Origin of the sequence: Thermocoleostomius sinensis A174, assembly GCF_026802175.1 — a bacterium.
GTDB classification, from domain to species: Bacteria; Cyanobacteriota; Cyanobacteriia; order Elainellales; family Elainellaceae; genus Thermocoleostomius; species Thermocoleostomius sinensis.
Genome location: NZ_CP113797.1, coordinates 3,174,696 through 3,200,231, shown reverse-complemented (window position 1 = coordinate 3,200,231; position 25,536 = coordinate 3,174,696). Strand labels below are relative to the sequence as shown.

Here is a 25,536-nt window from a genome sequence, read left to right as displayed (position 1 = left end):
TTAATTGCAATCGGCTGACTGAGGTACAAAAACTTCTAAGGAGGGGATTAATTCAACAATACATCCCCTCCTCAATGAAATCTGATTAGTTGTAACCTAATCAGCGTCAGTTGTGGTCTTAGTAGTCAAAGTCACCGCCACCTGCTCCGGCACCTGCTGGAGTCTTTTCTTTAGGCTCTGGTTTATCCACAACAATGCATTCAGTGGTTAGGACCATTCCCGCTACCGACGCGGCGTTTTGCAGGGCGCTGCGAGCGACTTTCGCAGGGTCAACGATGCCCGCCTCAAACATGTTCACAAACGTATCTTTGGCAGCATCATAACCTTCGTCAAAGGGTAGCCCTCGCACGTGTTCAGCAATCACCGCACCATTCATGCCAGCGTTATCTGCGATTCGACGTAGCGGTGCATAGAGGGCGCGAGCCACAATCATCGCTCCGGTTAATTGTTCATCCTGAAGATTGCTCTTTGCCCATTCTTCGAGTTGAGGCGCAAGGTGAGCAAAGGTGGTGCCACCTCCAGGCACAATCCCTTCTTCCACAGCAGCTTTAGTTGAGTTGATGGCATCTTCCAGTCGGAGTTTGCGGTCTTTCAACTCGGTTTCCGTTGCGGCTCCCACTTTAATAACAGCCACACCACCCGCAAGCTTCGCCAGTCGTTCTTGTAGTTTTTCTTTGTCATAGGACGAGTCGGTTTCCTCCATCTGGCGACGAATTTGCTCGCAGCGAGCTTTAACCGCCTTTTCGTTACCATCAGCCACAATCGTGGTGTCATCTTTGGTGATGGTGACACGACGTGCCTGACCCAGCATTTCCAACTTGGCATTTTCTAGCTTCAAGCCTTTGTCTTCGCTGATCACCTGACCGTTGGTGAGAATGGCAATATCTTCTAGCATGGCTTTACGGCGATCGCCAAATCCTGGTGCTTTGACGGCACAGACTCGCAATACACCCCGCATGCTGTTGACCACCAGAGTTGCCAGGGCCTCTTTTTCAATATCTTCAGCGATGATGAGGAGCGGTTTGGCTGCCCGTGCCATTTGCTCCAGAATCGGCACCAGATCCTGTACCAAGGTGATCTTACGGTCGGTAATCAGGATATAGGGTTCTTCCAGAATTGCTTCCATGCGTTCTGTGTCTGTGACAAAGTAGGGGGAAATGTAGCCCTTGTCAAAGCGCATCCCTTCTGTGACTTCCAGTTCTGTTTGCATGGACTTCCCTTCCTCTAGGGAAATCACCCCTTCTTTGCCGACTTTTTCCATCGCTTCGGCAATCATCTGACCGACTTCGGCATCATTGCCCGCAGAAATCGTCGCAACCTGGGCGATCGATTTTGAGTCATCAATCTGACGGGCGTGTTCTTGAATTCGATCTACGATGAAGTGGGTGGCTTTGTCAATGCCTCGCTTCAGTGTTAGCGGATTTGCGCCAGCCGCGACGTTACGTAAGCCTTCTTTAACCATGGCATGGGCTAGGACGGTGGCGGTGGTGGTTCCGTCTCCCGCAATATCGTTCGTTTTCGACGCGGCTTGTCGCAGGAGAGAAACACCTGTGTTTTCTACGTGATCCTCTAACTCAATTTCTTTGGCAATCGTCACACCATCATTGATAATCTGCGGTGCGCCGTACTTCTTCTCCAGCACCACATTGCGTCCCTTAGGGCCAAGGGTAACGGCAATTGCTTCTGCCAGAGCATCAATACCCTTTTCAAGGCTACGACGGGCTACATCGTCATACAGAATCGTCTTTGCCATAGGATCAATTATCCTCCTGTCACGATGAACGTAAAGATGATTGACAAAACGCACACTGAGCAGAAGTTTCTATGCCACAACGGCAAGCACATCTTTTTCTGACAGCAAGACGTAATCTTCGCTGCCTAACTTAACGTCTGTGCCAGCATATTTGGAATAAAGAACCTTGTCTCCTACGCTGACCTCCATTGGGATGCGATTTCCTGACTCATCTCGTCTACCCGGCCCAACCTGCACCACTTCACCAACCTGAGGCTTTTCTTTGGCGGTGTCGGGTAGCAAAATTCCTCCAGCGGTTTTCTCCTCTGCCTGGGCAACTTTGATGAATAGGCGATCGCCCAGGGGTCTTACGGTAGAAACGTTTAAGCTAACCGTTGCCATATTGCATCTATCCTCCGAATTAACAATCAGCGTCTAAAGTCAGTGTCTGAAATTCATCACCTGAAGATATCCAGGCTGGCATCAGACTTACACCCCATAAACTGACAACCAAATCTGAGGACTTTCTGAGGAATGATCCACAGGTTTAGCTAGGTAACTGTTCCGCTCACGGTACTCATTTTTTCTACAGATTTGTTTGCTCTACTCTAATCAGTAAATATGCAGGAATTAATCTCCGATGGGTTCTTCACAGAAGTAGGGTTTTCCGTCCAAGATACTCTGAACCTTTGAGGGTTTTCCGAACCGGATAATTGCGAAAGGAAGTTGTGCTTATGCCAGTGGAAACTGAAACTCAACGATCGCAAAAGCAACCTAAACCCAGAGATGTGGGTGGAAGCTTATTGCTGTTTCTGGTCACTCTGTTTTTACTGAACTTGCTGATTTTCCCTAACTTGAGTCCGCGACTACCGGAAGTGCCTTACAGCGAGTTTATTGAGCAGGTCGAAGCCGGACAGGTGGAACGGGCGATTGTCAGCCCCAATCGGATTGAGTATCAATTGAGGTCTAGTCCCGGTGAGGCAGAACAGCCGCGTATCTTTGTCACAACGCCAGTGGCAATCGATCTAGACTTACCTAAGATTTTGCGGGAACATGGTGTGGAATTTGCGGCTCCGCCTCCTAGCAATACCGGCTGGATTGGTACTCTCTTGAGTTGGGTTTTACCGCCGCTGATCTTCTTCGGCATCTGGGCATGGTTGTTTAATCGCGCTCAAGGAGGGCCGGCCGCACTGACGGTGGGTAAGAGTAAAGCCCGAATTTACTCAGAAGGGGATACGGGAGTCACCTTTGCAGATGTGGCAGGGATCGATGAGGCGAAGGCAGAGCTACAGGAAATTGTTGATTTCCTTAAGCATGCCGATCGCTATGCTCGTCTGGGGGCCAAAATTCCCAAGGGCGTGTTATTGGTGGGCCCACCGGGAACTGGTAAAACTCTGCTGGCAAAAGCGATCGCTGGAGAAGCGGGCGTTCCTTTCTTCAGCATTTCCGGCTCGGAGTTCATTGAACTGTTTGTCGGAGTGGGGGCGGCACGGGTGCGTGACTTATTTGAACAGGCTAAGCAGCAGGCTCCCTGTATTGTGTTTATTGACGAACTCGATGCCCTCGGTAAATCGCGAGCGGCGGGCGGCCCTTTTGTAGGTGGCAATGATGAACGGGAACAAACCCTCAATCAATTACTGACTGAAATGGATGGATTTGATGCCAATACGGGGGTCATTATCCTGGCGGCGACGAATCGTCCGGAGGTACTAGACCCAGCCCTACGTCGTCCCGGTCGTTTCGATCGCCAGATTGCGATCGATCGCCCCGATAAGTTGGGACGCGAAGCCATTCTGGAGGTTCATGCCAGACGAGTAAAACTCTCTGCTGATGTGGATTTAGACAAAATTGCTGCCCGCACGCCCGGCTTTGTCGGAGCCGACCTAGCGAACCTGGTGAACGAAGCAGCCCTGCTCGCCGCTCGCCAGAACCGGGATGCCGTGACTATGGCCGATTTTAATGAAGCGATTGAACGAGTGGTGGCTGGCTTAGAAAAGCGATCGCGGGTCTTAAATGAGCTAGAGAAAAAGACGGTTGCCTACCATGAAGTGGGTCATGCCCTGGTGGGAGCGTTGATGCCAGGTGCCGGAAAAGTTGAGAAAATCTCAATCGTGCCGCGGGGTGTGGGAGCCTTGGGCTATACTCTGCAATTGCCTGAAGAAGATCGGTTTTTAATGGTCGAGAGTGAATTGCGAGGACGAATTGCCACTCTGTTGGGGGGGCGATCGGCAGAAGAACTCATCTTTGGTGAAGTTTCCACTGGTGCAAGTGATGATATTCAGAAAGCAACCGATCTGGCAGAACGTGCCGTGACCCTCTATGGCATGAGCGATACCTTGGGGCCAGTGGCGTTTGAAAAAATTCAGCAACAATTTTTGGAAGGTTATCCGAACCCACGCCGTTCCGTCAGTCCCAAAGTGGCAGAGGAAATCGATCGTGAAGTGAAAGAGATTGTTGATGGCGCTCACCATATTGCCTTATCGGTCTTGCAAACGAACCGGAGTCTCCTTGAAGAAACGGCTCAGACGTTACTGCAAACCGAAATTTTAGAGGGCGAAGCGTTGCGATCCCACTTAGAACAGGTTCAACCGCCTGCTGAACTGCAACATTGGCTCCGCACAGGACAACTTCCTGAAGGGCAGGATCTGTTGCAAAATACACTTAAGTTAGTGGATCTGAAACCAGTCGATCTAGCCACTACGCATTAATCCTGCAATAGCAGGGATTTGTTCTCTAAGACCCCACAATTCAGAGCGTTGACTATCATAAAATTCGCCATACCAAGGGACAGAAGTTCACTTACGGTTGTGATGTTAACTCGACGAAGGTGTTCGATATTCAAATCTTTTAGGGCGTTGCTGAATTTGGGCATGATTTGCCAACCTTCATCCCAACTTTCAGGATGTTTTGCGAAACGTCCCTACGAGTTCATCTATCCGATCGGCAACGCCTAAATTGAAACTCTAGGCAACCACGGCGATCGGAGCTTCCACATCAATCTGTAGCGGGTCAAGATAAACACCCAAGATAGGTCGTCCTTGAATCAGCCAAGCAAAGGGGCTATCCGGGGGAACCTGCAATTCCATTCCTGCCAAATGTAAGGTCAATTGTCCTTGTGCCCTGAACGTCATCAACGTAGAATTGAAGCTACTAAAGACTGATCCACCCAATGGCAACATTAAACCAGGTGTGTGCCACTGGCACTGAAGTGTACAAACGACTTCGGCATTTTGACGAACGCAAACAGAAGGAGAATTCCCCAAATTCCAATCAAATTGAGCTAGCTCTTTGGGTAGCCCCCATATTTCTCGTCCTCCGGCAACCGACTCAGGATGATCGACATAGATATGAGAAATCCAAGCTCCTACTCCGCCTGCATAATGAACGATCGCATTTACAACAATCAATTCACTATAGATCAGCGTAGACCCCTCCGTGTAGGCTGCGGCATAGACAATTCCTAAGGTTTTGCCAGGTAAAACCGGAACAATATCTAGCCGAGATGGCACTAACGAACTGACCCGCTCAATGTCTAGTAAGTGAATGGTTTGAAATCCAAATCCTGTTAACCGCCACGGTGGCGAAGGATACCTCATAGTTTTTCTACCTGACGCTGTCGAAGGGTGCAAGTCGAAGGCTGCAAAGTTGTCTGCAATCGGTACATTGTATTCTGTATTATACAAAGCGCCCAGAGACTATCTGTGTCTGATGGGCGCTGTGATCTCGCAATTTATCTGGATCTCAAATCATCTCGCAATTGTTTGAACGGGTAGCACTATTACTACGAATTAGATGTGCCAGTAATGATTGTATCGTTTTCCTCAAGCGCTCGTTCGGTTGCCTGTTGGAAAGTCTCTTTGGCACGATCCAATCGATTCCCGATTCGATCGGGAATGTCATCTGACGTAACAACGGAATCATCGCTGCGTCCGTATTCAGTGCGACTGTATCCAGTGATGGCATTCGATCGCTCATCATTTGAACTAGGTTGCAGAGTGTCACGCACATTATCAACCGTATTCTGAAGCTGTTTACGTGAACGTTCAATCAAATTACCCCGATCGCTTTCAGTGGCAGGACGATCGGCTAGATCCGAATTCATGCCGGCGTTATCCATATAAGATTCAAGGCTACGTTGATCTTGATACCAGTTTGGATAATGAGGAGCATCTTCCTTGCGCTGATTAATATTATTGGCATCAGCTTTAGTAGCAGCCGAGGTTGTATCAACTGCCGCTTGCGCAACCAGCCCATGGCTTAAAGATAAGCCAACAATCAAAACCAAACTGAACAAACACGCCGTCATCCATTGTAGCAACTTGAGTAAAGGATTGTTCCAACGATGCATGTCTAATCTCCTATTACGTACCAGGTTTAAGCACAACTTTGACACAGTTGTCTTTTTTGTTTGTGAAAATGTCATACCCATAGGAGGCATCTTCTAGGGGTAAACGGTGGGTAATGATTGCAGATGCATCAATTTCACCACTTTGAATTCGATTTAATAGAGGACGAAGATATTTATGGACATGAGTTTGACCCATTTTTAGCGTCAATCCTTTATTAAAGGCTGCACCCATGGGAACTTTGTCCAAGAATCCACCATATACGCCTGCAAGGGAAACCGTGCCGCCTTTACGACACGCAACGATCGCCTGTCGCAATACATTAGGACGATCGGTCTCCAAGCGAACCGCTTGCTTAACTTTGTCGTAGAAGCCCTCCAATCCCATACCGTGAGCTTCCAGTCCGACTGCATCAATACAAGCATCAGGACCACGCCCACCCGTCATTTCTTTGAGAGCTTCACCCGGATCAAGTTCTTCAAAGTTTAAAGTTTCGGCTTTGCCATATTCTCGCGCCATTTGGAGTCGCTCAGGTACCCGATCGATGGCAATGACTCGTTCCGCCCCCAGTAAATAAGCGCTCTTGATAGCAAATAGCCCGACCGGGCCACATCCCCAGACCGCTACCGTATCGCCAGGTTGAATCTGACAATTCTCGGCAGCCATGTATCCTGTAGGCAGAATATCGCTGAGAAATAATACCTGATCATCTAATAACCCATCTGGAATTTTGATCGGGCCCACATCTGCGAATGGAACTCGCACGTATTCTGCTTGCCCACCAGCATATCCACCAAACAAATGTGAATAACCAAATAATGCCGCAGGGGAGTGACCATACAGCTTTTCGATCATCCAAGCATTGGTATCTGGGTTAGAGTTATCGCACAGCGACCAAAGGTCTCGTTGACAAAAGAAGCAGTGACCACAAGAGATAGGAAATGGAACCACGACCCGATCGCCCTTGCGCAATGTTTTAACTTCTGTGCCAACTTCAACGACCTCTCCCATAAATTCATGCCCAATAATATCTCCGGGCTGCATAGTGGGAATGAAGCCGTCATAAATATGGACATCTGATCCACAAATCGCGGTGGAGGAGACTTTGATAATGGCGTCTCGTGGATTTAAGATTGTGGGATCGGGCACTGTTTCTACCCGCATATCCTTCGCGCCATGCCAACAAACGGCTTTCATGCTTAATTCTCTCCTCTGCGACCAGACGGTTGTCCCTCAGTGGTAGCGATTTCACCAGCTTCCATCAGCATCTTGAAATGGCGCAATTCATCACCAATTTGTTGATTGGCATCTTTTCCAAATAATTTGGCTAGGTTAGCAGTGACTTGCCCGCCCGGTGGATTGTATTCAATGACAACTTTCACTTCAGTGCCGCGCCCCGGAGGTGCTGTCTTAAAGCGTACAAAACCAGAATTCTCGACAGACGCTCCTTCAACCGATGCCCAAGCAATCAATTGATTTTCTTGCTCATTGATAATATCTGCGTCCCACTCGATCGAATTGCCTACTGGCGCATCCACAACCCAGTGCGATCGCGTTTGATCAATCACTTGTACTGATTGGAGATGTTTCATGAACATTGGCAAATTTTCAAAGTTACGCCAGAAGCGATACAGTTCTTCTGGTGATCGATTGAAAATCGTAACGGACTTTTCAACTCGAATGCTATTGTCCAAACCTACGGCTTCCGTCACAGTCTCTTTAATCCCTTTTTGGGATGTTGCACCATGATAAGCCAAGCCACCCCCCGCAATGGCCATCAGTGCCCCTCGCAGCGATCGTTGCTGTAACCCCATTAGTACAAGTGCGCCTCCTGTCAGTAGAGACCCCCAGCGTTCAACCTCACTCATCTGCTCAGAACTGTGCTGCTCAAAGTCCAGATTTGGGTGACTAGATTCTGGTGGCTGATTTGGGAGTACATTGCGTTGGTTGCCGCGCTCGTCCGGCGTCAGTTCCATGCTTGTTATTCTCCTTGCCCCGTAATACGTTTAAGCACAGCAATTTTGCCTAGCTGCAACATAGGTTAAGTTGAATGCATTCGCTAAAATCGCTGTGCTGGCTGATAAACTTGCTGATAAACCAGTGAGCTTATCAATCTGTGAATCAATTTGTTTCAATAGCCACAAAGTGACTACCGCAAATTAGTAGGGTCGGAACGAGTCGTGGTTGTGGACGTGGTTTGAGGGTCACGATAGGTAGTCACCCGATCGTCTGATTTACGAGCTAATCCTGCCAAGCCTAGTAACCCCAGTAAACCGAGAAGACCCCAGTCAAATCCGTCATCCTGATCTTGAACAGCTGTTGTTCCAGTTGTCCCGTCAGTGACACCAGGAGACGTTTCAACTTGAGCCGACGCAGGTATTTCAAAGGCAATCGTACTTAAACCTGCAACCAAGGCACCCGTTAATATTGTCTTAACTAACGCAGAAAATTTCATAAGTCACCCTCCTAAGATGTAATGTTTGAAGATTCAAAAAATGTTTTAAGTGCTCTCCGTTATTAGCGCTCTCCTTGCTGATCAATTTGCCTTAACTTAGGTCTATTTTCTATCTAGCTTTAGAGTCATTCATGCTGAGAAATATGAGAAATATCTGCAAAAAGTGTATTTTTCGACACGCTGATTTGTGTCGTTTGTAGAATTTGAAAATAAAGTTTAGCGCCTATGATGTAGAAGAAATTTCCGATGTCATCCGACAGACGAGATATCAATAAACTTTTTATGTAAATTGAGAATGAAAGCAATCTATTAAAACGGAATTCAAGAGTTTCTGATTGTAATTAGTGTAATGCTCTATAGGTAGACGATCGCCTTACTAATTGCTCGCTAGAAATCATCCAACTGAAATTAAAATTATACTGAGATTAAGCTTTGGTTTACTAAAGTCCTTTTAAAGCCGTCTAGGAGTAATACAGGCTCAGCTACTAGCTAAGGATGAAGGTATTATGTTCCTTGCTACAACAAGTCTCTGGCTATTTATTTCTAAGCTCTCTGTCGAAAGTCTAGTCATTTGTAAAAAAACATTGTGTCTTTGAAAACACAGCCCCTTCATGGACGGTGAAGAGTGTTTGAAAATCATTTTTTAGTTTAGAGATAGCGGCAAATTAAACCTAAAGACTTTCTGGGATTACTTTAGTCTATGCCTATAGGAAGTTTAAATTTAAAGTGTAGATGAATACGGTAAGACCAGGATAAGTTAAGTCTAGAAATGTAAGTATTGCTACGCATGGTGGTATCTGAGTCAACTGTTCTAGTGGTTTCTCTGGGAACTGTCTATCAACTTTGTTCCTTCTGCTCACAGAATAATAGGTTTTACATCCTGCATAGTAGAAGTCAGTCTCTTCGTTGAACAAGTCATTGAACACGTGACCAAAAAAGCCACTTTTTTCAGCTAAACGTCGTTAGACGCAATCAACCCCATGAGTGACATGAATCCACTAAGCCACCGTATCGAAAAAATTCACGGGCGTTTGTCGGAATTGTATCGTCATGCGATCGCTTCTCCCTCCCCTTCTCCAGAGCTGTTGCCAACCGCTTTAATTGAACTTGGAATTGTTTCTGAAGCTTTGCAGTTAGTTATGAATGAGCTAGCTCGACAGAACGAAAAGCTAGCCTCCATGCAGTCCAATATTGATAGCGAACATCAACGATATCAGGAGCTTTCTGAGTTGTTGTTAGATGGATATATTGTGACGGATGCAGCGTTCATCATTGAAGAGTTGAATAGTGCTGCTGCTGCTTTGTTTAATACTCAGCCTCAACTTCTGATTGGCAAGCCATTGCCATCGCTGATATTCAACGAGGATCGGGCAGCGTTTCAAACGAAACTCTCTCAAATTCAACAGCGCCATCGAGTTGACCTGACGGTTCGTTTTCAGCGTTATCATGCCGATTTTTTCAGTGCATCGGTTAGTGTCAGCACGACTCAGTCTTTCGATAATAAAACTGGGTTTAGGTGGATACTGCGAGATGTTACTGAACGCAAGCGGGCAGAATCAGCCCTAGATTGTGCAGACTATGATCCCTGCCAAGATCGCCCGATTCAATTTTACAGTAAAGGTGATATCATTCCTCTTGATCCTAGTAAATTATGGCTAGTATCACGGGGAGTTGTGAAATTATCTACAATGTCCGATCGGGGGGAAGAAATGCTGATGGGACTGGTGCGAGACTCTATGGTTTTCGGTTCTAGTTTAACAGCGCTACAAACCTACGAAGCGATTGCTCTGTCGAAGGTGCAGCTTGTTTCCATCTCGCTCACAGAAGTTTCCCAGTCGCCGCGCCTTGCGCAAGTGTTATTGCCCCTAATTACACAACGTCTCCGACAAACTGAAAGTTTTCTGTCTATCTATGGACAGCTTCGAGTAGAAGATCGACTTCATCATCTACTTGATTTATTGAAGCGAGAAATTGGACAACCTGTCGAAAATGGAATTCGTTTATGTGTACGCCTGACTCATCAGGATTTTGCCAGCGCTTGTTGCACAACCAGAGTAACGATTACTCGACTACTAGGAAAATTGCAACAAGAAGGAAATATTATGTTTGATTCGCACAATCATTTAATTTTGAAACACTAAATTATCGAAGTGCTGGATTAAGACAATTATCTGTAATAGAACCGATCGCAACGTAAGAGGGATAGCAACACTTATCTCCTTTTTGGGGTGTGTATATCACATTTATACCCTTATCCGAATTTTACTTTCCATGTTTGCAACGGGGCTTTGAAGTTTTGCTCCTCTCCCTCAAACTTAAGGACAGGGAGTGAAAAATGAGGGCGAATGCAGTCGTTTGCAAACGTGGGAGGCTCCTTTCTAGAAATGCCTAGCTAAATCGCATCTACAATGGCTGCACTAGCTTATAACCCTGTTCCATACAATTCTGCAAATCGTCTAAATAACCACATTGTTTCATGACTTGATACCCGATTTGGTTGCATCAGCCGAGTTAAGTTACGCTGTGCTAACTTGCGTAAATATGGAAAATCCTCAAAGACAGTGAGTGAGGAAGCAATATGTAACAGCATCTTCAAGATAGGTTTTGGCCATCTCAAATTGCTATAGATATCGATGAACAATTTGTGCTCCTCTGGTGTTAATGGAACGATGTTAAAAATGACAATGATGCGCTTATCTCCATAAGCAGGTATGTTTAACTCGATCGTATAGGGCGTGTGCAAAATTAATTCAACCTCAACTAGAGATTGCCGCCAAATTCTCAAAGTATTGATAGGAGAATCCAAAATAGTTTGAAAGCGCATGGTTCCTCCGATCGTGGTTGATTGAGTTTCACTCACTTTTACCACTTTCAAATTACTAAGACTGAAGTTATGTACATCCTCCAAATGCTTAAGATTCAACAAGTGATAAATTTGGCAGAGGTACGGAAACGGAAACACATATTCCTGAGTAATCATGTGCTGATTGCGCAGTTCAGCCATTCGCAATTGAGTTGTATCAAGATATAGTTGACGTTGCCGATCGTTGAAGTTCGTCTGATATTCACTCAGCTTCAGAATACTATAATCGCAACTTGCACTGGAGTCAGAACTGTTTGGTTTGAAGCACAACCAGCTAAGAAAAAGTAACAAACTCAGCAGGACTTGTGACAGTTCAACAACTGTGAAATAACCATCAGTTAACGCAAGGACGGTTCTGCTAAAAATACCCACTCCCCAAGATGAAAGTCCTAAAAGCCATATCCCTTTTTTGAAGTCGATCGTTTTTGAGTGAAAATGGCTGATGTCAGATGATGGAACGACCGTTGCCGAGGGAACAGACGGTTGACTTGTTTCTAGGTTTGTGGAAGATTGGACGGGAGCAACGGCTTCTTGCATGGTGGGTTATTCCAAAATAAAACTACCAGCGGTGAACTGAATGATAAATGAGCAGGTGTAGCGGGTTAGTTAGCAACAGCAAAACCGTGGAAGAGCTTGCACCGCTTGTGTTTTAGGTTATTGTTTTAACTTTGTATTGTTTTTTGATCCTAGCGATCCGATCCATCATTGCGGTCTGCCTTCAGCAATAGTTTTAAGAATTCTAAAGAAATAGAAGCATTGTGATCGTAACGTGCTTAACACCACAACAAAAAAGCCTCTGGCAATGACCAAAGGCTGAAACATCTGTTTCGAGTTGATTCAAATCTGGGGTTAGGTGAGTTTATTCAGGCAAAAGAACTAAGCATGACTACCTTTGTTCACCCTTTGTTTACTCGTGAGGCCCACTATGCGCGGCCCCACTCGCAACGATCGCACTTAACTACTGTACATAGGGGCGATCAGTGCGTGCAACGGTCGTTGTATGCAGCGATCGTGCACCGACCGAGGCACCAACCATTGCTGCAATCAATCCCAACAGCGCGCCAAATGCAAAGGCCCAACCTGCTTTTGCTGCATTGGCCGCAGCGTCCTGAACCTGCTGCGCGGTCAAGTTCGGATCAGTAGGTACAGCAGTGCCTCCCTGCTGCACTTGGTTAATGATGTCTCCTGCATTCGAGGCGACGGCGCCAAACGCACCCGCTACACCCGTCGCCAATAACCATGAACTTAACGCAAGTGTCGTTGCCCATAGAATCGCGCCATTTAGCAACGCAGTGCTTCGATTCATTGGCCCACACGCACGAGCAGTAATCCAGCCACCTAGAAATAAGGCAATCAGCAAACTAATGATGGCCCAAATTCCAACAGCCGTTCCCACCGTTGGTGCATCTGCCCCCGGCGTATCTGATGCGGCAACACCCGTCAAACCGATCGCGGCCCCAATTCCGCTTAGAACTAACTGAGTACTGATTGCCACGAACAGTCCTGCCAAAATTGGGCCCCAGCGTACTCGGTCGTGGTAATCAACCGTTGCTACAGGGACAGAAGGTACAACGACTCGCTCGACAGGGTCATTGCTATACGCCATCTTGGTTTCCTCCAAACATTCGTAAACTTACACCAAATGCGCGATTATGCCCGATCGCGAACGGTATCTGCCACATCATCAGCCGCCTGTTGAGCATTCCGCTGAATCTGCTTAGCTGTCATCTGTGCGTTTCTCCCTGCCTTATCTGCACCAGCCTGTAACCGCTCTGCATTCTCACGGGTGCCTTCGGCAAAATCGTCCTTAAAGTTCTCTACGGCTTCGCCAACGTTATCTAATACATTGCGAGTGCGCGCACCCAAAGATGGCCCTTCTTGAACTTCCTCAATCAACTCACCTGGGGTTTGAACCTGTTTAACATTTTCACGGGCGCGTTGAGAAAGTTCTTTAGCCTTAGCGCGGGTTGCGCTAGAATCGCGAGCGGTCTCATCTTGGTAAGAACTCAAGTCTGGGCGAGATTTATTGTCAGCCCGATCGGTGTACTCGCGCAATCCGTTAGGCTGTCCTACCCGCTCATTATAGGAACCAGATCCCGAAACTCTAGGAGAATCAGGGCTGCAAGCGGTAGTGACTAGAACCAAACAAGCAGCAACAACTACAATAAAAATTCGCTCTAACCGGAACTGTTTAAAAACAGAAACAATGTTATTTAGTCCACTAAGAACCTTATGAGTCATGTTGTTCATGGTACAACTCCAATACACTTAGTTATTTCAGAAATAAGTGACCTTGAAAACGCTCCTGCCACCACAAAAATCAAATGCTTCACGATCACTTATTCATGGGATTCTCTACCAATCTATCCAAGTCTCTAATAGATAGATTGTACTCCTATTCACTCGCAAGGCAGGAAAAAAGAGCAAATAGTCACCTCATAAAGTTAACGAGACAGAACAAATTCTTCGTCTAGCCAAAGTCGCATTAGCAACCAAAATCAGTCGTGGAATATCTATCTTTAGACCGATTGCAAAAGAAACAGATCGTTGCATGTACTTTTTGATTTCAGCGTTCTTGCTTATGCTGTTTGCTATAGAAACGTGCCACGTTTGCTAGATTGACTTTCATCCCCCAACTTCTTCTCGCATAGAGAGCTTTAAACGTGACAGGTTCCCTTTGCCCTGAACTAACGCGCAGGTGAGGTTTTAACTAAATATCCCCCTCCAGTATTGGATGGGGGATATTCCATACTTCTGCCTATTGGCATCCGCATCGGCAACAGATAGAGAAATCCTAGTGTCAAAGCTATAGATTCAGAGAATGTTCTAGCGCCAAGTCCGTTCCCCATTTTCATCCATTCTGGCCTGTCGGATGACATCGGAAATTTCTTCTGCATCTTTGACGTGGTGTAGAGCCTTTTGCTCACCATCGGGTTCATCGACTACAAAGTAGGTTGGTACAACGATGTGATCACCCGTAATATCAGGAGCATCCACAGCTACTTGCTTTGCTTTCTCCTCCAAAGATTTTGATTCGTCAATGCGATCGCCAGGATTAATTGTAAGGTTATTTCCCCGAGCTTCTAGCTCTTCCTTTTGCTCTTGCTTTTGCTGAGGATCTACTTCCTCAGGAGCCATGGGCTGCTTGATTTCTTGATTAGATTGATGCATGGAGTCCTTATTCATAGAGCCATTGACCATCCTTTCTCTAAATTTAATGAATTCAATCCTTTGGGTTTAATTTACTGTAGAAGATCCACTTGGTTATCACCTCTGCCACATGAGGGAATTCATCTTCTTTTGTGTTTGTTAAGGCTTAATTAAGCTTAGTTAAGTACTTTAACAAGATAAATGACATAGCGCTTTGGTGTTAAACCTGATTGAAGTGCAACCTCTAAGCTCTATCTAAAGGCTGAGAGTAGCGACTAGCATTTTTCTCAAGCTTCTTTACATTTTATTGAATTCAATAATACCTTTTACCAAGGTTTTGATAGCTGTAGTAGCAAAACCCTGTTAGATGAGTTCGACCGTTAGATCGATGAATAGTGCAGAGTTGTAATGCAACACTAACGTTACATGCATGTTCAATTGCATTGATGAAGGAGAACAAAACATGGTAACGACTCTAGACGACACAAAGCGTATGGCGATCGCTGAAAAGCTAGCGAGCATGCGTGTTATTCAAGAGTTATTGATCAGCAACGAACGCCGATTCTTGTCTGAAATGTCGGATGAAAAAATTAAAGAGCGTTTTCAGAACATGCTAGAAGATGATCAAAAGAATCTAGGTGTTTTGGATACTGTCATTGTTCAATATGGTGTCCGATCGGAACCTAAGGAAACCGTTACTGAAATGACCAAGAAAGTGGAAGAACTGATGTCTGGTTCTAAGCTTTCTATTTATGAGAAGGTTGCTCAGCACGAATTACTCAAGCATCAACAAACTATGTCTGGATTGTTGGTGCATAAGGCAGCCCAAAAAGTAGGCGCAGATGTGGAAGCTGCCATCACCCCGCTGAACACAGTTAACTTCGAGAACCGTGCTCATCAAGAGCAACTAAAAGGCATTCTCGAAATTTTAGGAGTTCTGGAACTAACGGGGCAAGAAGCAGATCAAGGCCTGTGGGCACGGGTACAGGACGCTGTTGCCGCTTTATCAGGTGTAGCTGGTAGCGTTGTCACTCAGTCCTCTGATAAATCCGATATGAACATCCAGGACGTGATTCGCATGGATCATCAAAAGGTGAACACGCTGTTCATGGAATTGAATCAAAGCAATGATCCTCAGAAGATCCAGGAATACTTTGGTCAAATCTACAAAGATTTGACAGTTCATGCCGAAGCTGAAGAGCAAGTTGTTTATCCTGCGGTTCGTCCTTTCTACGGTGAGGGTGATACTCAAGAACTATACGATGAGCAGGCTGAAATGAAGGTGCTACTCGATCAGATCAGAGCCATGAACCCTGCTTCTCCTGACTTCAAAACCAATGTCAATCGATTGAAGGACATGGTAATGGATCACGTGCGCCAAGAAGAAAGTACGATGTTTGCCGCTATTCGCAACAATTGCTCTAGTGAACAGAGTGAAAAAATGGCAACTGACTTCAAAGCGGCTAAAGATCGCTTACAGCAACAGCTAGCTTCATCTCTCAAGTAAGATAAGCTACTGTAACGATTAAGGTTGGTTTATCGCTAATTCCTCCTACTGTTTTCGGTAGGAGGAACTCTTTAAACTTCTATGCGAGTACTGCCAAAACGGGTTGCTCTGCTCTATCTTGAACATTATCTCTTGATTTAACTTGCGCACTAGATGCACGGTAAAGTTTTTGACTGTGAACGAATTGGTAGTAGCGATCTACAACGATCGAAACTTAAAAAGTGATTTCTATTAAACCGATCCAAGCCATAGAACTAAACCTGAGGAGATTTTGCAATGACTCAAACCCCTAACATTCCTCCCCTGATTGAAAGTGATGAGAAAGAATACCGCGACAGTGGCGTACCCAGTACTGTTGCCATTGCTGGTCATCCTTTGCATCCCTTGTTAGTGACGTTTCCGATCGCCTTTCTGACGGCCGTTCTAGCAACAGATTTAGCCTACTGGTTTACAGATGATGAATTCTGGGCCAGGGCATCGGTGTGGCTAATTGGAGCAGGAATTGTCACCGGATTGATTGCAGCACTGACGGGCATGTTAGACTTTTTGAAGATCGATCGCGTTCGGCAGCATAATGCTGGCTGGTTTCATATGGTCGGTAATGTGGCAGCGCTGGTTCTGTCGTTGGTTAATTTAGGATTGCGCTGGGGAAATACTACAGGAGCAATCCTGCCAATAGGACTACTCCTTTCATTGGTTGTTGCCACATTGCTTGGTTTAACCGGATGGTATGGGGCTGAACTAATTTATCGGCACAAGGTTGCGGTAATCGGGTATGGCCCGAAAGAGCGACCCTAAGCAACCCAATTCAAAAGCATCGCTCTAACTATCGATTTTGTTTTAGCATCCTGTGCAGACAGTACGCTGCTAGACACGTTGAAGTGCTGGCAAGCGAAAACTGGCTCGCAGGATATTTCTATGCAGGTTCAACCTTAATTCTGGAGGAAGGCATTGTTTGAGTTTGCGACTACCTGCCATCCATCAAGCTTCACAGCTTTAGCATGTCCTTACGCCACCATCTACTGTTAATTATCAATTTTTATTAAAATGTAACTTTCGATACAGCTTTTGCGGAAGAATTGAAGATGTAGCTATGCTGCGTCGAGAAGTGTTGCCATTCGCTGCACATAACCCGCTTCTATACCTGCCAATCGTTGCCTTCGATCGCCATGGATGTGGAGAGAGCGTAGGCACTGTCAACTGACTTAAAGGCAGATTCTAACCGACGTCATGCCTGTTTGTGGATTCGGTTGATGAGATTGGCACATGCACGCTTCACCTCGCAAAGTTGGAATCGTTACAGACGCCGGAGACGCTTCAGAAAAATTTAGGAGATGATTTTTATGACCGATACATTGCTGTCTGACGCCAATCGTCGCCTAGAGAAGGCGTTACAGTATGTCAGTATTCACGAAGATGCCGCTGAGCGGTTGAAGCATCCGAAAGCCAGCCTCACAGTTTCAATTCCAGTTCGAATGGACAACGGCTCATTGCGCGTGTTTCAGGGCTATCGAGTTCGCTACGATGATAGTCGTGGCCCTACGAAGGGCGGTGTGCGGTTTCACCCCAGTGTGACGCTAGATGAAGTGCAATCGCTCGCTTTTTGGATGACGTTTAAGTGCGCAGCGCTCAACATTCCCTTCGGTGGAGCGAAAGGGGGTATCACTGTTAATCCTAAAGAGTTATCTAAGTTTGAACTAGAGCGACTCAGCCGGGGCTATGTTGATGCAATCGCCGATTTCATTGGACCCAATATTGATATTCCGGCTCCGGATGTCTACACCAACTCTATGATCATGGGTTGGATGATGGATCAATATAACATTATTCATCGGCAAATCACGCCAGGTGTTGTCACGGGAAAACCAATTCCGATGGGTGGTAGTTTGGGACGCGAAACAGCCACCGCGATGGGCGCTTTTTTCACCATTCAAACCATTTTGCCCAAACTCGATCGATCCCCTCAAAATACAACGGTGGCGGTGCAGGGGTTCGGTAACGCTGGCGCAGTCATTGCCGAGCTTTTATTTCGTGCAGGATATAAAGTGGTTGCAGTTAGCGATTCCCAGGGCGCGGTTTATGCCCAACAAGGGTTAGATATTCCCAGTATTCGCAAAATTAAGGAATCGATTCGCGGAGTGCAAGCGGTATATTGCGAAGGCAGTGTGTGCAGTTTAGTGGATCATGAAGTACTGACCAATGCAGAATTGCTAGAACTCGATGTGGATATTTTGATTCCTGCCGCCCTGGAAAATCAGATTACTGAAACCAATGCGGGTAATATTCGCGCCCGTTATATTTTTGAAGTGGCCAATGGCCCTATCACATCAGGAGCCGACGCGATCTTAGAAGCGCAGGGAATTCAAGTCTTTCCTGATATTTTGGTGAATGCGGGTGGTGTGACGGTCAGTTACTTTGAGTGGGTGCAGAACCGCAGTGGATTCTACTGGAGCCTTGAAGAAGTCAACCATCGCCTTCAAGAGAAAATGACCGAAGAAACCGAGCGGATTTGGTCGATCGCTCAAGAATTGAACTGTTCTATGCGCACTGCTGCCTATGTCCATGCATTGAAACGCTTGTCCGGAGCGATCGAAGCCAAGGGCACACGGGATGACTATCTAGCTTAAACTCTCAATCCCTACTCTCCTAATCTGACTCCGACCAGATCTGGACGCAGTTCTCTCGCTTGGCGCAAATAGGAATGATGAATTTTTACAAAGGGGTCAGGCACATTGATGTGAATTAGACAGCGGATACAGCGTTCTAGGCTACCCGGCACATACATTTGTTGTACGTCTAGCAAGGGCACATTTTGCCAATGGGGGCGATGGCGGGCAATGGCGGCTGGAAACACCGCATCGAGATCGCGCGTAACCGAAAAGGTGACGCTGACAATATCGTCGGGGTCGATCGCATTGTGGCGCTCTAAATCATCGAGTAGTTCTATAACTGCGTCTCGGATGGCATCGATCGTATTTTCTGACACAGTAATTGCCCCACGAATTGCCCGCACTTTCCAGCCCACGTTCATATCCTCCGTTTTTAAAGAGATTGGTTAATCGTGATTCATTATTGATCAAGAGAATTGAGAAAAAGGCTAAAGGCTAAAGGCTAAATATGACTAGATTATTTACCTTTTACCTTTACCTTTTACCTTTACCTTTTATCTTTCCATCACGGTCGATACAACCATAGCGGTAATCCACTAGTAGTCAGTTCAAATTCTAACCAGTCTGCCCCAGTTGCCAACCAACTTAGTTCAGATTCCAGTCCTGCAAGTTGGTTACGACCCGGCAGTACGCGACTGATTAGGCTTTTACGATCGCCCAAGGTAGACGATTCAGTTTTTTCAGGATCAAGTCCTACTAGTTCACAGGTCCATCGCCGAGCGTCTTCTTCAGTACCCAATCGATCGACCACCCCCAACTCCAACGCTTGTTGTCCAGTGAAGATGCGCCCATCGGCAAAGTTTCGCACCGCTTCAACTGGTAGGTTGCGGGCGTCTGCTACCGTTTGCACAAACTGTTGGTAGCTGACATCAATCAGTTCTTGCAAAATGTGCTGTTCGGGTTCTGTGAGTTGGCGATCGAACGCCAGAATATCTTTGTAGGGGCCAGATTTGATTACCTTAAAGGAAACCCCAATTTTATCGAGCAAACGTTCCAGATTATTGCCGCGTAGAATGACGCCAATGCTGCCAGTGATGGTGCCCGGGTTCGCGACAATATGATGCGCTCCCATGCCAATGTAAACCCCTCCTGATGCAGCAATGTTGCCAAAACTGGCTACAATTTTGATCTTCTCACCCAACCGCTTCAGTGCGCTGTAAATTTCCTGAGAATCACCGACGGTTCCTCCAGGGCTGTCAATGCGCAGCAGCAACGCCGGATATTTTTTTTCCTCTACTGTTTCCAGCGCTTCTAGAACCTGTTTACGGGTTGATCCACCGATCGCCCCTGAGACTTCAATTCGAGCAATTTGTTTGCGAAACCGACGCTTAAAAAGCCAAACCATTTGCAATCAACCAGCCATGATAGTAAATAAAAGTCAAGTAAACCATCAAGCTCTATAGAGTCGTTTACTTAACACTGGGCTGATTTCTAGTGTGCCCTATCTCTGCCCAGATGGGCTAATTCAGTGAATTCTCATCCCCACTTTCTACTCTCTACTCTCTACTTCCGATTCCCGACTCCCCACTCCCTCATCCTTCTACAAAAATGGCTTAGCATTTGGGTGGCGTTAATTTTGAATCAAATCAATCACTATGATGCAGGACACTTCTACCCATCTAGCAACAAAACAAGCTGAAGTTAAGCCGCCTAATGTGCAGGACATTCGGTTGATTGTGGTTGATTTGGATGGTACGACCGTTGGTGAAACGAATCAAATTCGTCCGGCCGTCAAAGCCGCGATTCAAGCGGCTAGAGACAAGGGCGTAGAAGTCGCAATCGCCACTGGGCGAATGTATCAATCAGCGCTGCGGTTCTATAACGATTTGCAGCTAACCTCACCGTTGATGACCTATCAAGGGGCATTAATTAAAGATCCGGCATCAGGGCAAGTGCATCAACACTTAACTGTACCACGCTCCTATGTGGCGCAACTGTTAGAATTTCTCGGCACACCCGAGTTGCAGTCTTTGGTGTCGGTGCATTTATATATTGACGATCGGCTATATGTGCGCGAAATTAATGCTGAAACGATCGCCTATGCTGAACGCAGCGAAGTAGAGCCAGTTGCTGTAGGAGATTTACGGCAAGTACTGGACACTGAACCTACTAAGCTATTGGCGTTGAGTCAGGAGATCGATTTAATTGATCGATTATTTGGTTCGTTACAAAAGCGCTATACTCCGGCTGAACTGTACTTAACAAAATCGGTAGCGACGTTCTTGGAAGCTACTCATCCTCTGGTCAATAAGGGGAATGCGGTACAGTACTTAGCGGAAGAGATCCTGGGATTGCGGCCAGAAAACGTGATGACGATCGGCGATAACTTCAATGACTTGGAAATGCTGCAATATGCAGGGCTGGGGGTGGCCATGGGCGGTGCCCCTGCGGGTGTCAAGGCCGTTGCTGACTGGGTGGCGCCCGATGTGGAAGCGGATGGTGTAGCGGCGGCGATCGCAGAATTTGTACTAATCGGAACTGAGTTCTAGCGTTGAAAATTCAACTACAAAATTCAACTACAAGTGACTGTTGTGCGTAAAAATCCTACAGAGATCCAAAGTACCTGCCGTTACGCTAAAGAGGTGATAAAAATGCTAGAGAGCTTGGTTTCGCTCCGGTTCAAGCTCTCTTTTTCGTCTACTATGAATCTCCAGGCTAATGTTCTGCGTTGGCTAGCTGTGTGAATCGCCACATCCAGTTTTTAACTCCACGCATGAGACGCCGGATGCTGCGGCGAAGTAATTGCTCAAGATAGTTCCATTTCGTAGTTGTGGTTCCCGCCCAGGCTGTCATACTCAAATAGTGTAAAAATGCCCCTTTCTGGGGATGCGTGCAGTTTGATATCCATGGTTTGGGACGCCCCGTGAAATGAATAATTGCCGGGTGCTTGACGGCTTCATCAAACCAGTCTTGAGAGTAAGGACTTTCGTGCCATGCCGAGAACAGATGAAGCACATGCACCTGATTCCAGAGCGGATGCAATTCCTTCCATTCTCCTGCCAAAATCAGATTAATTCCGTCTTGATCAGGATAGGGTAATTCTGGATGATGCGCTAAAAAGTCGATGACTTGATTAGCAATTCTATCAGTCCGCCACCGCTGCAAATTAATCACCAATACACCAGAGTTGAGGTATTTGTGCTCAGCAGAAATTCCCATGGCAGTTAGATCCAGATGCTTTAGATGTTGCGCCTGATGCAGAAAGCGATGTACCGCGTCTTGGACAGCAAGCAGAGCATAATTTTCAACCTCAATCTCCCAAAGTTCTTTTAAATCTCCTTTGACAATGACATCCGTATCTAGGTAAATGACTTTCTCTACTTGTCTGGGTAAGATTTCAGGCAACAGCAACCGCAAGTAGGCAGAGATGGGATAAGAGTTTTTAGATTGATAGTAGATTTGCTCTATTTGGCTTGATGAAGGGCGTAGCCAGTGAATCTCAACTCGCGCTTGATCAAGGGATTCCATCAGCTTAAGTTTGTTAACTCGATGAATTCCACCATCTAGCACATACAGAACAACGCGATAGTGTTTGCTAAGGTTGGACACAGCGGAACAGATTGTGACACCAAGCGGCATGGCATAGAAATCGTCTGCTGCACACGCCAAGTATATTACGTTTGATGCTATGTCGATCATGCTTTCTCCTTTCTCCTTGCCATTCCGATACTTAGCTAGTTCCTGCACACTCAGTTAAATTGCGTCAACGCAGTACAGGGACACAGGGAACTCATTTTTCTTAGCCCGATCGTTCAACTCACCACCATTGCAAAACTGGGAATTCAAACCCCAATCCGGTTCAAACGGTCAGTCGATTGGTAAGTCAATGCCTCAAGCTGCTCAGGCGGGGGCAAGCAGACTTGACAGTTGCATTCGGGTTCTAAACCTTCTCAACTAGAACGCTACACACTATCACCCATCCGTCCACTCCATCAGGCTAGGTGAATGAGACAACTTCACCAACAAAACTTGGACAGGTGAAGATGCTGAGGCTGCTGTTATGGGGGAGTTAAACCACCCGGAATTTTGACGGCAGGCACTCTCTGTAGGATCAACTTCATTTTCGCGATAAGCTTTCCCTTCAACAGCACTCGGCAAGTGAAGGCTAAGAGAGTTGATTGTATGTAAGTGCGTAAGAACATAGCAAATCTGCTGGAGCTACACTGGTTAACAGTGCGTTTTCATGCGCGCCTCTAAGCTGTGAGTGCAGCTAATTCTCTTTAACCCTAACATTAGGACTGACTTGGGCGACAGCAACGCTCAGTACGTTTGTTAAAGCTTTACGCAATCACGGAATCAACTTCAACTAACCTTTATGTAAACTTACTGAAAATTTGACTCAAATAGCTGTATCAATATCAATTGCGGCTCATCCAACTGTCTAATTACGGATCAGTTGGAAATTGAGACTCGGAGAGGAGTCGCCAAGTGGCCGCTTCTTTGTCAGGGCAAGCGTCGGAGCCATCCACAATGCCATAGGGATGCATAGCACAAACCAACATGACTCCGTTGTAGGAATGCCCATGATAATGGCGACAGCCAACACAGATAGGATGTTGATTCAACAGTGGCTCTACCGTATGGGTCATGGGTTCCACAGCCTGATCGATCGTCGATTCAAGTCCAGTTAGAGCCAGCACCATTGGCTCAATCCACTCGACAATCTGATCGTCCATCTGAGCCAGTCTGGGACTAATGGCGCGATCGAGTTCTTCGGCAAACTCATCAGTCAACTCTAGCCAAGCGTCGAACGCCGCGCTCACATCCTTACTAACATCTTGAAAAAACTGCTCTATGCCGTCTGTAACAGACTCGAATGCTTTTATCCAGTCTTCCATATGTCTCGTTACTCGTTTCGCTTCAGTTGTTGTAGTTCGTCTTGTAGTTGAGAGATTTGACGGCGCAAGTTTTCTACCGCTTGGGCATCTGGATCAGGCGTCGGTTCATCGTCTTCTAAAATTTCGATTTGTCGAGGTTCTGCGGGCTGCTCTCCAGGGGAAGCCGGGGGCGTTTGCTGAGCGCGAATCACCATTTCATCGACCATGCGCTTAGCTTCTTCGGCTGTAATTTCGCCTTTTGCAACCAGCTCATCTGCCAGTTTTTGCGCCTGAACCCGCAACTCTGATAGGGTGCTTCCTGCCTTTTCAGCCGCATAGGAAGCGGCACCTACGCCTAGATAGAATGCCTTTTGTACTAAATCTCCAAACCCTGCCATTTCAACGCCAACTCCTTTGCGTCAGAGGCTATAGCTTCTAGGATAGGAGCAAACGGGGAGAAGTGCCCACAGATCTAAGAATTAAGCAAAGTGGACCCAGAAGCAATACTGTAACACCTGTGGTGACGCGCTACAAGTTCCTTAGTTTCCATTGCACGGGTGACTAACTTGTCCTTAAATCACTTGCTCTTCAGATAATCCGTACACCTTTATTTTCTAGCTCCTTAAAAAAGTGACCCGGAGTTCACGCCTGCTACAAGCATCCCGTATTGCTGCTACCTTCCGGTCCTGACAAGGTTTGGGCGTTGTAACCGCATGAGTCCGAGTCTTTCCCAGAATAACACGATTTAGTCCTAACCATCAGAATGATCCATAGTCCGAATACTTTTATCCTGAACCGCCCTCATTCTCCAGCCCCTGCTCCCAAACAGGGTGACGGGGAGCCAGATCAAGTCCCTCTCTCAACAGGGAAGAGGGATTGAGGGTGAGGGCTGAAACGGACGGCATGGTAAGGGGGGCAGCCTTTTCACACCAACTGGCCGAAGGACTGATTATGTAAAGTTGCAAATTTACCGAGGATCATCACATGCTGTCAGCGATCGTTTAGTACTATTTTTGTACTAAAATCAAACCAAGTTGCCGGTCCTCGAATTGATACCAATTTCAATGGTGAATGCGGTAGATGAAAACCCTCCTAACCTCTCCCTAGCAGGATGAGGTGTCGCAGACGGCAGGGGAATTAGGCCTGAATATCATTGAAATCGAAATGAGCTACTCAATTGCCCTAACAACGTTGAAACAGGCTGATCCGATTTTGGCCACTCTGATCGATCGGGTCGGTGATTGCACCCTATTGCAACAACAGCAAACCGGAGATTTACTGTATTCCCTTGCCGAGTCTATTATTTATCAACAGCTTTCTGGCAAAGCTGCCGCTACTATTCACCGTCGGTTTCTTCAGCTTTACAGAGACAAACCTGGACTGAGGGCGATCGATATTCTTAACACGCCGGATGAAGTCTTGCGTCAGGCGGGGCTGTCGCGGGCCAAAGCGCTCTACATCAAAGATCTGGCCCAAAAAATTCTGGCTGGTTTGCCAACGTTGGCAGAATTAGAGGGGCTGAACGATGAAGCAATTATTACTACATTGACGCAGGTAAAGGGAATCGGGCGATGGACAGCTCAAATGCTGCTAATTTTTCGGTTACATCGCTTAGATGTGCTTCCGGTGGATGATTTAGGTGTGCGAGTAGGCATTCGTAATCTATATAGTCTAGATCAGTTACCCAACAAGAAACTAGTAGAAGCCTTTGGGCAAAAATGGCAGCCCTATCGCTCGATCGCGTCTTGGTACCTATGGCGCAGTCTAGATTAGAAACCTGTTGGCTGATTTAGCTACAAGCAATCACGGGATTACCTGAAATGATTGGCGAACCTCCCTACAAATATTCTCGCTTAGATAAGATTAAAGTTTGTCAAATAATTCAACGAAGGTTGTCAATTTGTTGCGCCGAACTAGTAGATTGATTGAAAACTTACCGTCATCTTCAATCGGTTGATCAAGTGATTGACTACTCAGGACTACGGTCTGTTTAAAAG

The 25,536-nt window shown here is 46.4% G+C and carries 23 protein-coding genes and 1 other RNA gene; 7 read left to right on the top strand and 17 right to left on the bottom strand.

The genetic code is table 11. The annotated features are described in order from the left end of the window. Window positions 1-118: 118 nt before the first annotated feature. Window positions 119-1,753: a chaperonin GroEL gene (groL, locus tag OXH18_RS13820; RefSeq protein WP_268607667.1), complete on the bottom strand. Its 1,635-nt coding sequence runs from the start codon at window positions 1,751-1,753 to the stop codon at window positions 119-121. Window positions 1,754-1,822: 69 nt separating this feature from the next. After that, window positions 1,823-2,134, bottom strand: a complete 312-nt coding sequence (gene groES, locus OXH18_RS13815) for a co-chaperone GroES (protein WP_268607666.1) — start codon at window positions 2,132-2,134, stop codon at window positions 1,823-1,825. 332 nt (window positions 2,135-2,466) lie between these two features. On the opposite strand from groES, the gene ftsH reads away from it, so the two are divergent. Further along, the gene (ftsH, locus tag OXH18_RS13810; protein WP_268607665.1) at window positions 2,467-4,440 is read left to right on the top strand and encodes an ATP-dependent zinc metalloprotease FtsH; all 1,974 of its coding nucleotides are present in this window, start codon (window positions 2,467-2,469) and stop codon (window positions 4,438-4,440) included. Window positions 4,441-4,695: 255 nt separating this feature from the next. Here ftsH and OXH18_RS13805 read toward each other — a convergent pair whose 3' ends face one another. From OXH18_RS13805 to OXH18_RS13785, 5 genes are all read right to left on the bottom strand, one after another. Further along, on the bottom strand, window positions 4,696-5,328 hold the full coding sequence (locus OXH18_RS13805) for an acetoacetate decarboxylase family protein (protein WP_268607664.1): 633 nt from the start codon (window positions 5,326-5,328) through the stop codon (window positions 4,696-4,698). Window positions 5,329-5,513: 185 nt separating this feature from the next. Beyond that, the gene (locus OXH18_RS13800; protein WP_268607663.1) at window positions 5,514-6,080 is read right to left on the bottom strand and encodes a hypothetical protein; all 567 of its coding nucleotides are present in this window, start codon (window positions 6,078-6,080) and stop codon (window positions 5,514-5,516) included. A 13-nt stretch (window positions 6,081-6,093) separates the two neighbouring features. Further along, window positions 6,094-7,275, bottom strand: coding sequence for a zinc-dependent alcohol dehydrogenase (locus tag OXH18_RS13795; protein ID WP_268607662.1), 1,182 nt, complete (start codon window positions 7,273-7,275; stop codon window positions 6,094-6,096). Window positions 7,276-7,277: 2 nt separating this feature from the next. Further along, window positions 7,278-7,946: an SRPBCC family protein gene (locus OXH18_RS13790; protein ID WP_315874722.1), complete on the bottom strand. Its 669-nt coding sequence runs from the start codon at window positions 7,944-7,946 to the stop codon at window positions 7,278-7,280. A gap of 281 nt (window positions 7,947-8,227) precedes the next feature. Beyond that, entirely contained in the window at window positions 8,228-8,533 is a 306-nt protein-coding gene (locus OXH18_RS13785) for a WGxxGxxG family protein (protein ID WP_268607660.1), read from the bottom strand. Between the two features lie 980 nt (window positions 8,534-9,513). Between OXH18_RS13785 and OXH18_RS13780 the strand changes: the two genes are divergently transcribed. Then, window positions 9,514-10,674: a PAS domain S-box protein gene (locus OXH18_RS13780; protein ID WP_268607659.1), complete on the top strand. Its 1,161-nt coding sequence runs from the start codon at window positions 9,514-9,516 to the stop codon at window positions 10,672-10,674. A gap of 281 nt (window positions 10,675-10,955) precedes the next feature. Here the strand turns inward: OXH18_RS13780 and OXH18_RS13775 are convergent, their stop codons facing one another. The 4 genes from OXH18_RS13775 to OXH18_RS13760 all read right to left on the bottom strand — a co-directional run bounded on the left by OXH18_RS13775 (window position 10,956) and on the right by OXH18_RS13760 (window position 14,567). Further along, the gene (locus OXH18_RS13775) at window positions 10,956-11,933 is read right to left on the bottom strand and encodes a hypothetical protein (protein WP_268607658.1); all 978 of its coding nucleotides are present in this window, start codon (window positions 11,931-11,933) and stop codon (window positions 10,956-10,958) included. A 421-nt stretch (window positions 11,934-12,354) separates the two neighbouring features. After that, the gene (locus tag OXH18_RS13770) at window positions 12,355-13,002 is read right to left on the bottom strand and encodes a hypothetical protein (RefSeq protein ID WP_268607657.1); all 648 of its coding nucleotides are present in this window, start codon (window positions 13,000-13,002) and stop codon (window positions 12,355-12,357) included. A 44-nt stretch (window positions 13,003-13,046) separates the two neighbouring features. After that, window positions 13,047-13,646 carry a hypothetical protein gene (locus tag OXH18_RS13765; RefSeq protein WP_268607656.1) on the bottom strand — a complete coding sequence of 200 codons (600 nt, stop codon included), beginning with the start codon at window positions 13,644-13,646 and terminating at the stop codon, window positions 13,047-13,049. A gap of 576 nt (window positions 13,647-14,222) precedes the next feature. Next, the gene (locus tag OXH18_RS13760; protein WP_268607655.1) at window positions 14,223-14,567 is read right to left on the bottom strand and encodes a hypothetical protein; all 345 of its coding nucleotides are present in this window, start codon (window positions 14,565-14,567) and stop codon (window positions 14,223-14,225) included. Window positions 14,568-15,009: 442 nt separating this feature from the next. Here OXH18_RS13760 and OXH18_RS13755 point away from each other — a divergent pair, with 442 nt between their 5' ends. From OXH18_RS13755 to OXH18_RS13745, 3 genes are all read left to right on the top strand, one after another. Next, window positions 15,010-16,053: a hemerythrin domain-containing protein gene (locus OXH18_RS13755; protein WP_268607654.1), complete on the top strand. Its 1,044-nt coding sequence runs from the start codon at window positions 15,010-15,012 to the stop codon at window positions 16,051-16,053. Window positions 16,054-16,329: 276 nt separating this feature from the next. Then, a complete protein-coding gene (locus OXH18_RS13750) occupies window positions 16,330-16,851 on the top strand; it encodes a DUF2231 domain-containing protein (protein ID WP_268607653.1) in 522 nt (173 codons plus the stop codon). Window positions 16,852-17,396: 545 nt separating this feature from the next. Then, window positions 17,397-18,680 (top strand): Glu/Leu/Phe/Val family dehydrogenase, encoded by a 1,284-nt coding sequence (locus tag OXH18_RS13745; RefSeq protein ID WP_268607652.1) that lies wholly within the window; start codon window positions 17,397-17,399, stop codon window positions 18,678-18,680. Window positions 18,681-18,691: 11 nt separating this feature from the next. On the opposite strand, the gene aroH is transcribed toward OXH18_RS13745, so the two are convergent. Both aroH and sppA read right to left on the bottom strand, forming a co-directional pair. Beyond that, window positions 18,692-19,084 carry a chorismate mutase gene (gene aroH, locus OXH18_RS13740; protein ID WP_315874589.1) on the bottom strand — a complete coding sequence of 131 codons (393 nt, stop codon included), beginning with the start codon at window positions 19,082-19,084 and terminating at the stop codon, window positions 18,692-18,694. A 143-nt stretch (window positions 19,085-19,227) separates the two neighbouring features. After that, window positions 19,228-20,067: a signal peptide peptidase SppA gene (sppA, locus tag OXH18_RS13735; protein WP_268607651.1), complete on the bottom strand. Its 840-nt coding sequence runs from the start codon at window positions 20,065-20,067 to the stop codon at window positions 19,228-19,230. A gap of 250 nt (window positions 20,068-20,317) precedes the next feature. Between sppA and OXH18_RS13730 the strand changes: the two genes are divergently transcribed. After that, window positions 20,318-21,211, top strand: coding sequence for a Cof-type HAD-IIB family hydrolase (locus OXH18_RS13730; protein ID WP_315874588.1), 894 nt, complete (start codon window positions 20,318-20,320; stop codon window positions 21,209-21,211). A gap of 166 nt (window positions 21,212-21,377) precedes the next feature. Here the strand turns inward: OXH18_RS13730 and OXH18_RS13725 are convergent, their stop codons facing one another. From OXH18_RS13725 to ffs, 4 genes are all read right to left on the bottom strand, one after another. Next, window positions 21,378-22,361, bottom strand: coding sequence for a glycosyltransferase family 8 protein (locus OXH18_RS13725; protein WP_268607650.1), 984 nt, complete (start codon window positions 22,359-22,361; stop codon window positions 21,378-21,380). 746 nt (window positions 22,362-23,107) lie between these two features. After that, window positions 23,108-23,560 (bottom strand): hypothetical protein, encoded by a 453-nt coding sequence (locus tag OXH18_RS13720; RefSeq protein ID WP_268607649.1) that lies wholly within the window; start codon window positions 23,558-23,560, stop codon window positions 23,108-23,110. Between the two features lie 8 nt (window positions 23,561-23,568). Further along, on the bottom strand, window positions 23,569-23,937 hold the full coding sequence (locus OXH18_RS13715; protein WP_268607648.1) for a phasin family protein: 369 nt from the start codon (window positions 23,935-23,937) through the stop codon (window positions 23,569-23,571). A 231-nt stretch (window positions 23,938-24,168) separates the two neighbouring features. After that, an RNA gene (ffs, locus tag OXH18_RS13710) (signal recognition particle sRNA small type) lies at window positions 24,169-24,265 on the bottom strand. 438 nt (window positions 24,266-24,703) lie between these two features. Here ffs and OXH18_RS13705 point away from each other — a divergent pair. After that, window positions 24,704-25,312, top strand: coding sequence for a DNA-3-methyladenine glycosylase family protein (locus tag OXH18_RS13705; RefSeq protein ID WP_268607647.1), 609 nt, complete (start codon window positions 24,704-24,706; stop codon window positions 25,310-25,312). Window positions 25,313-25,536 lie beyond the last annotated feature (224 nt).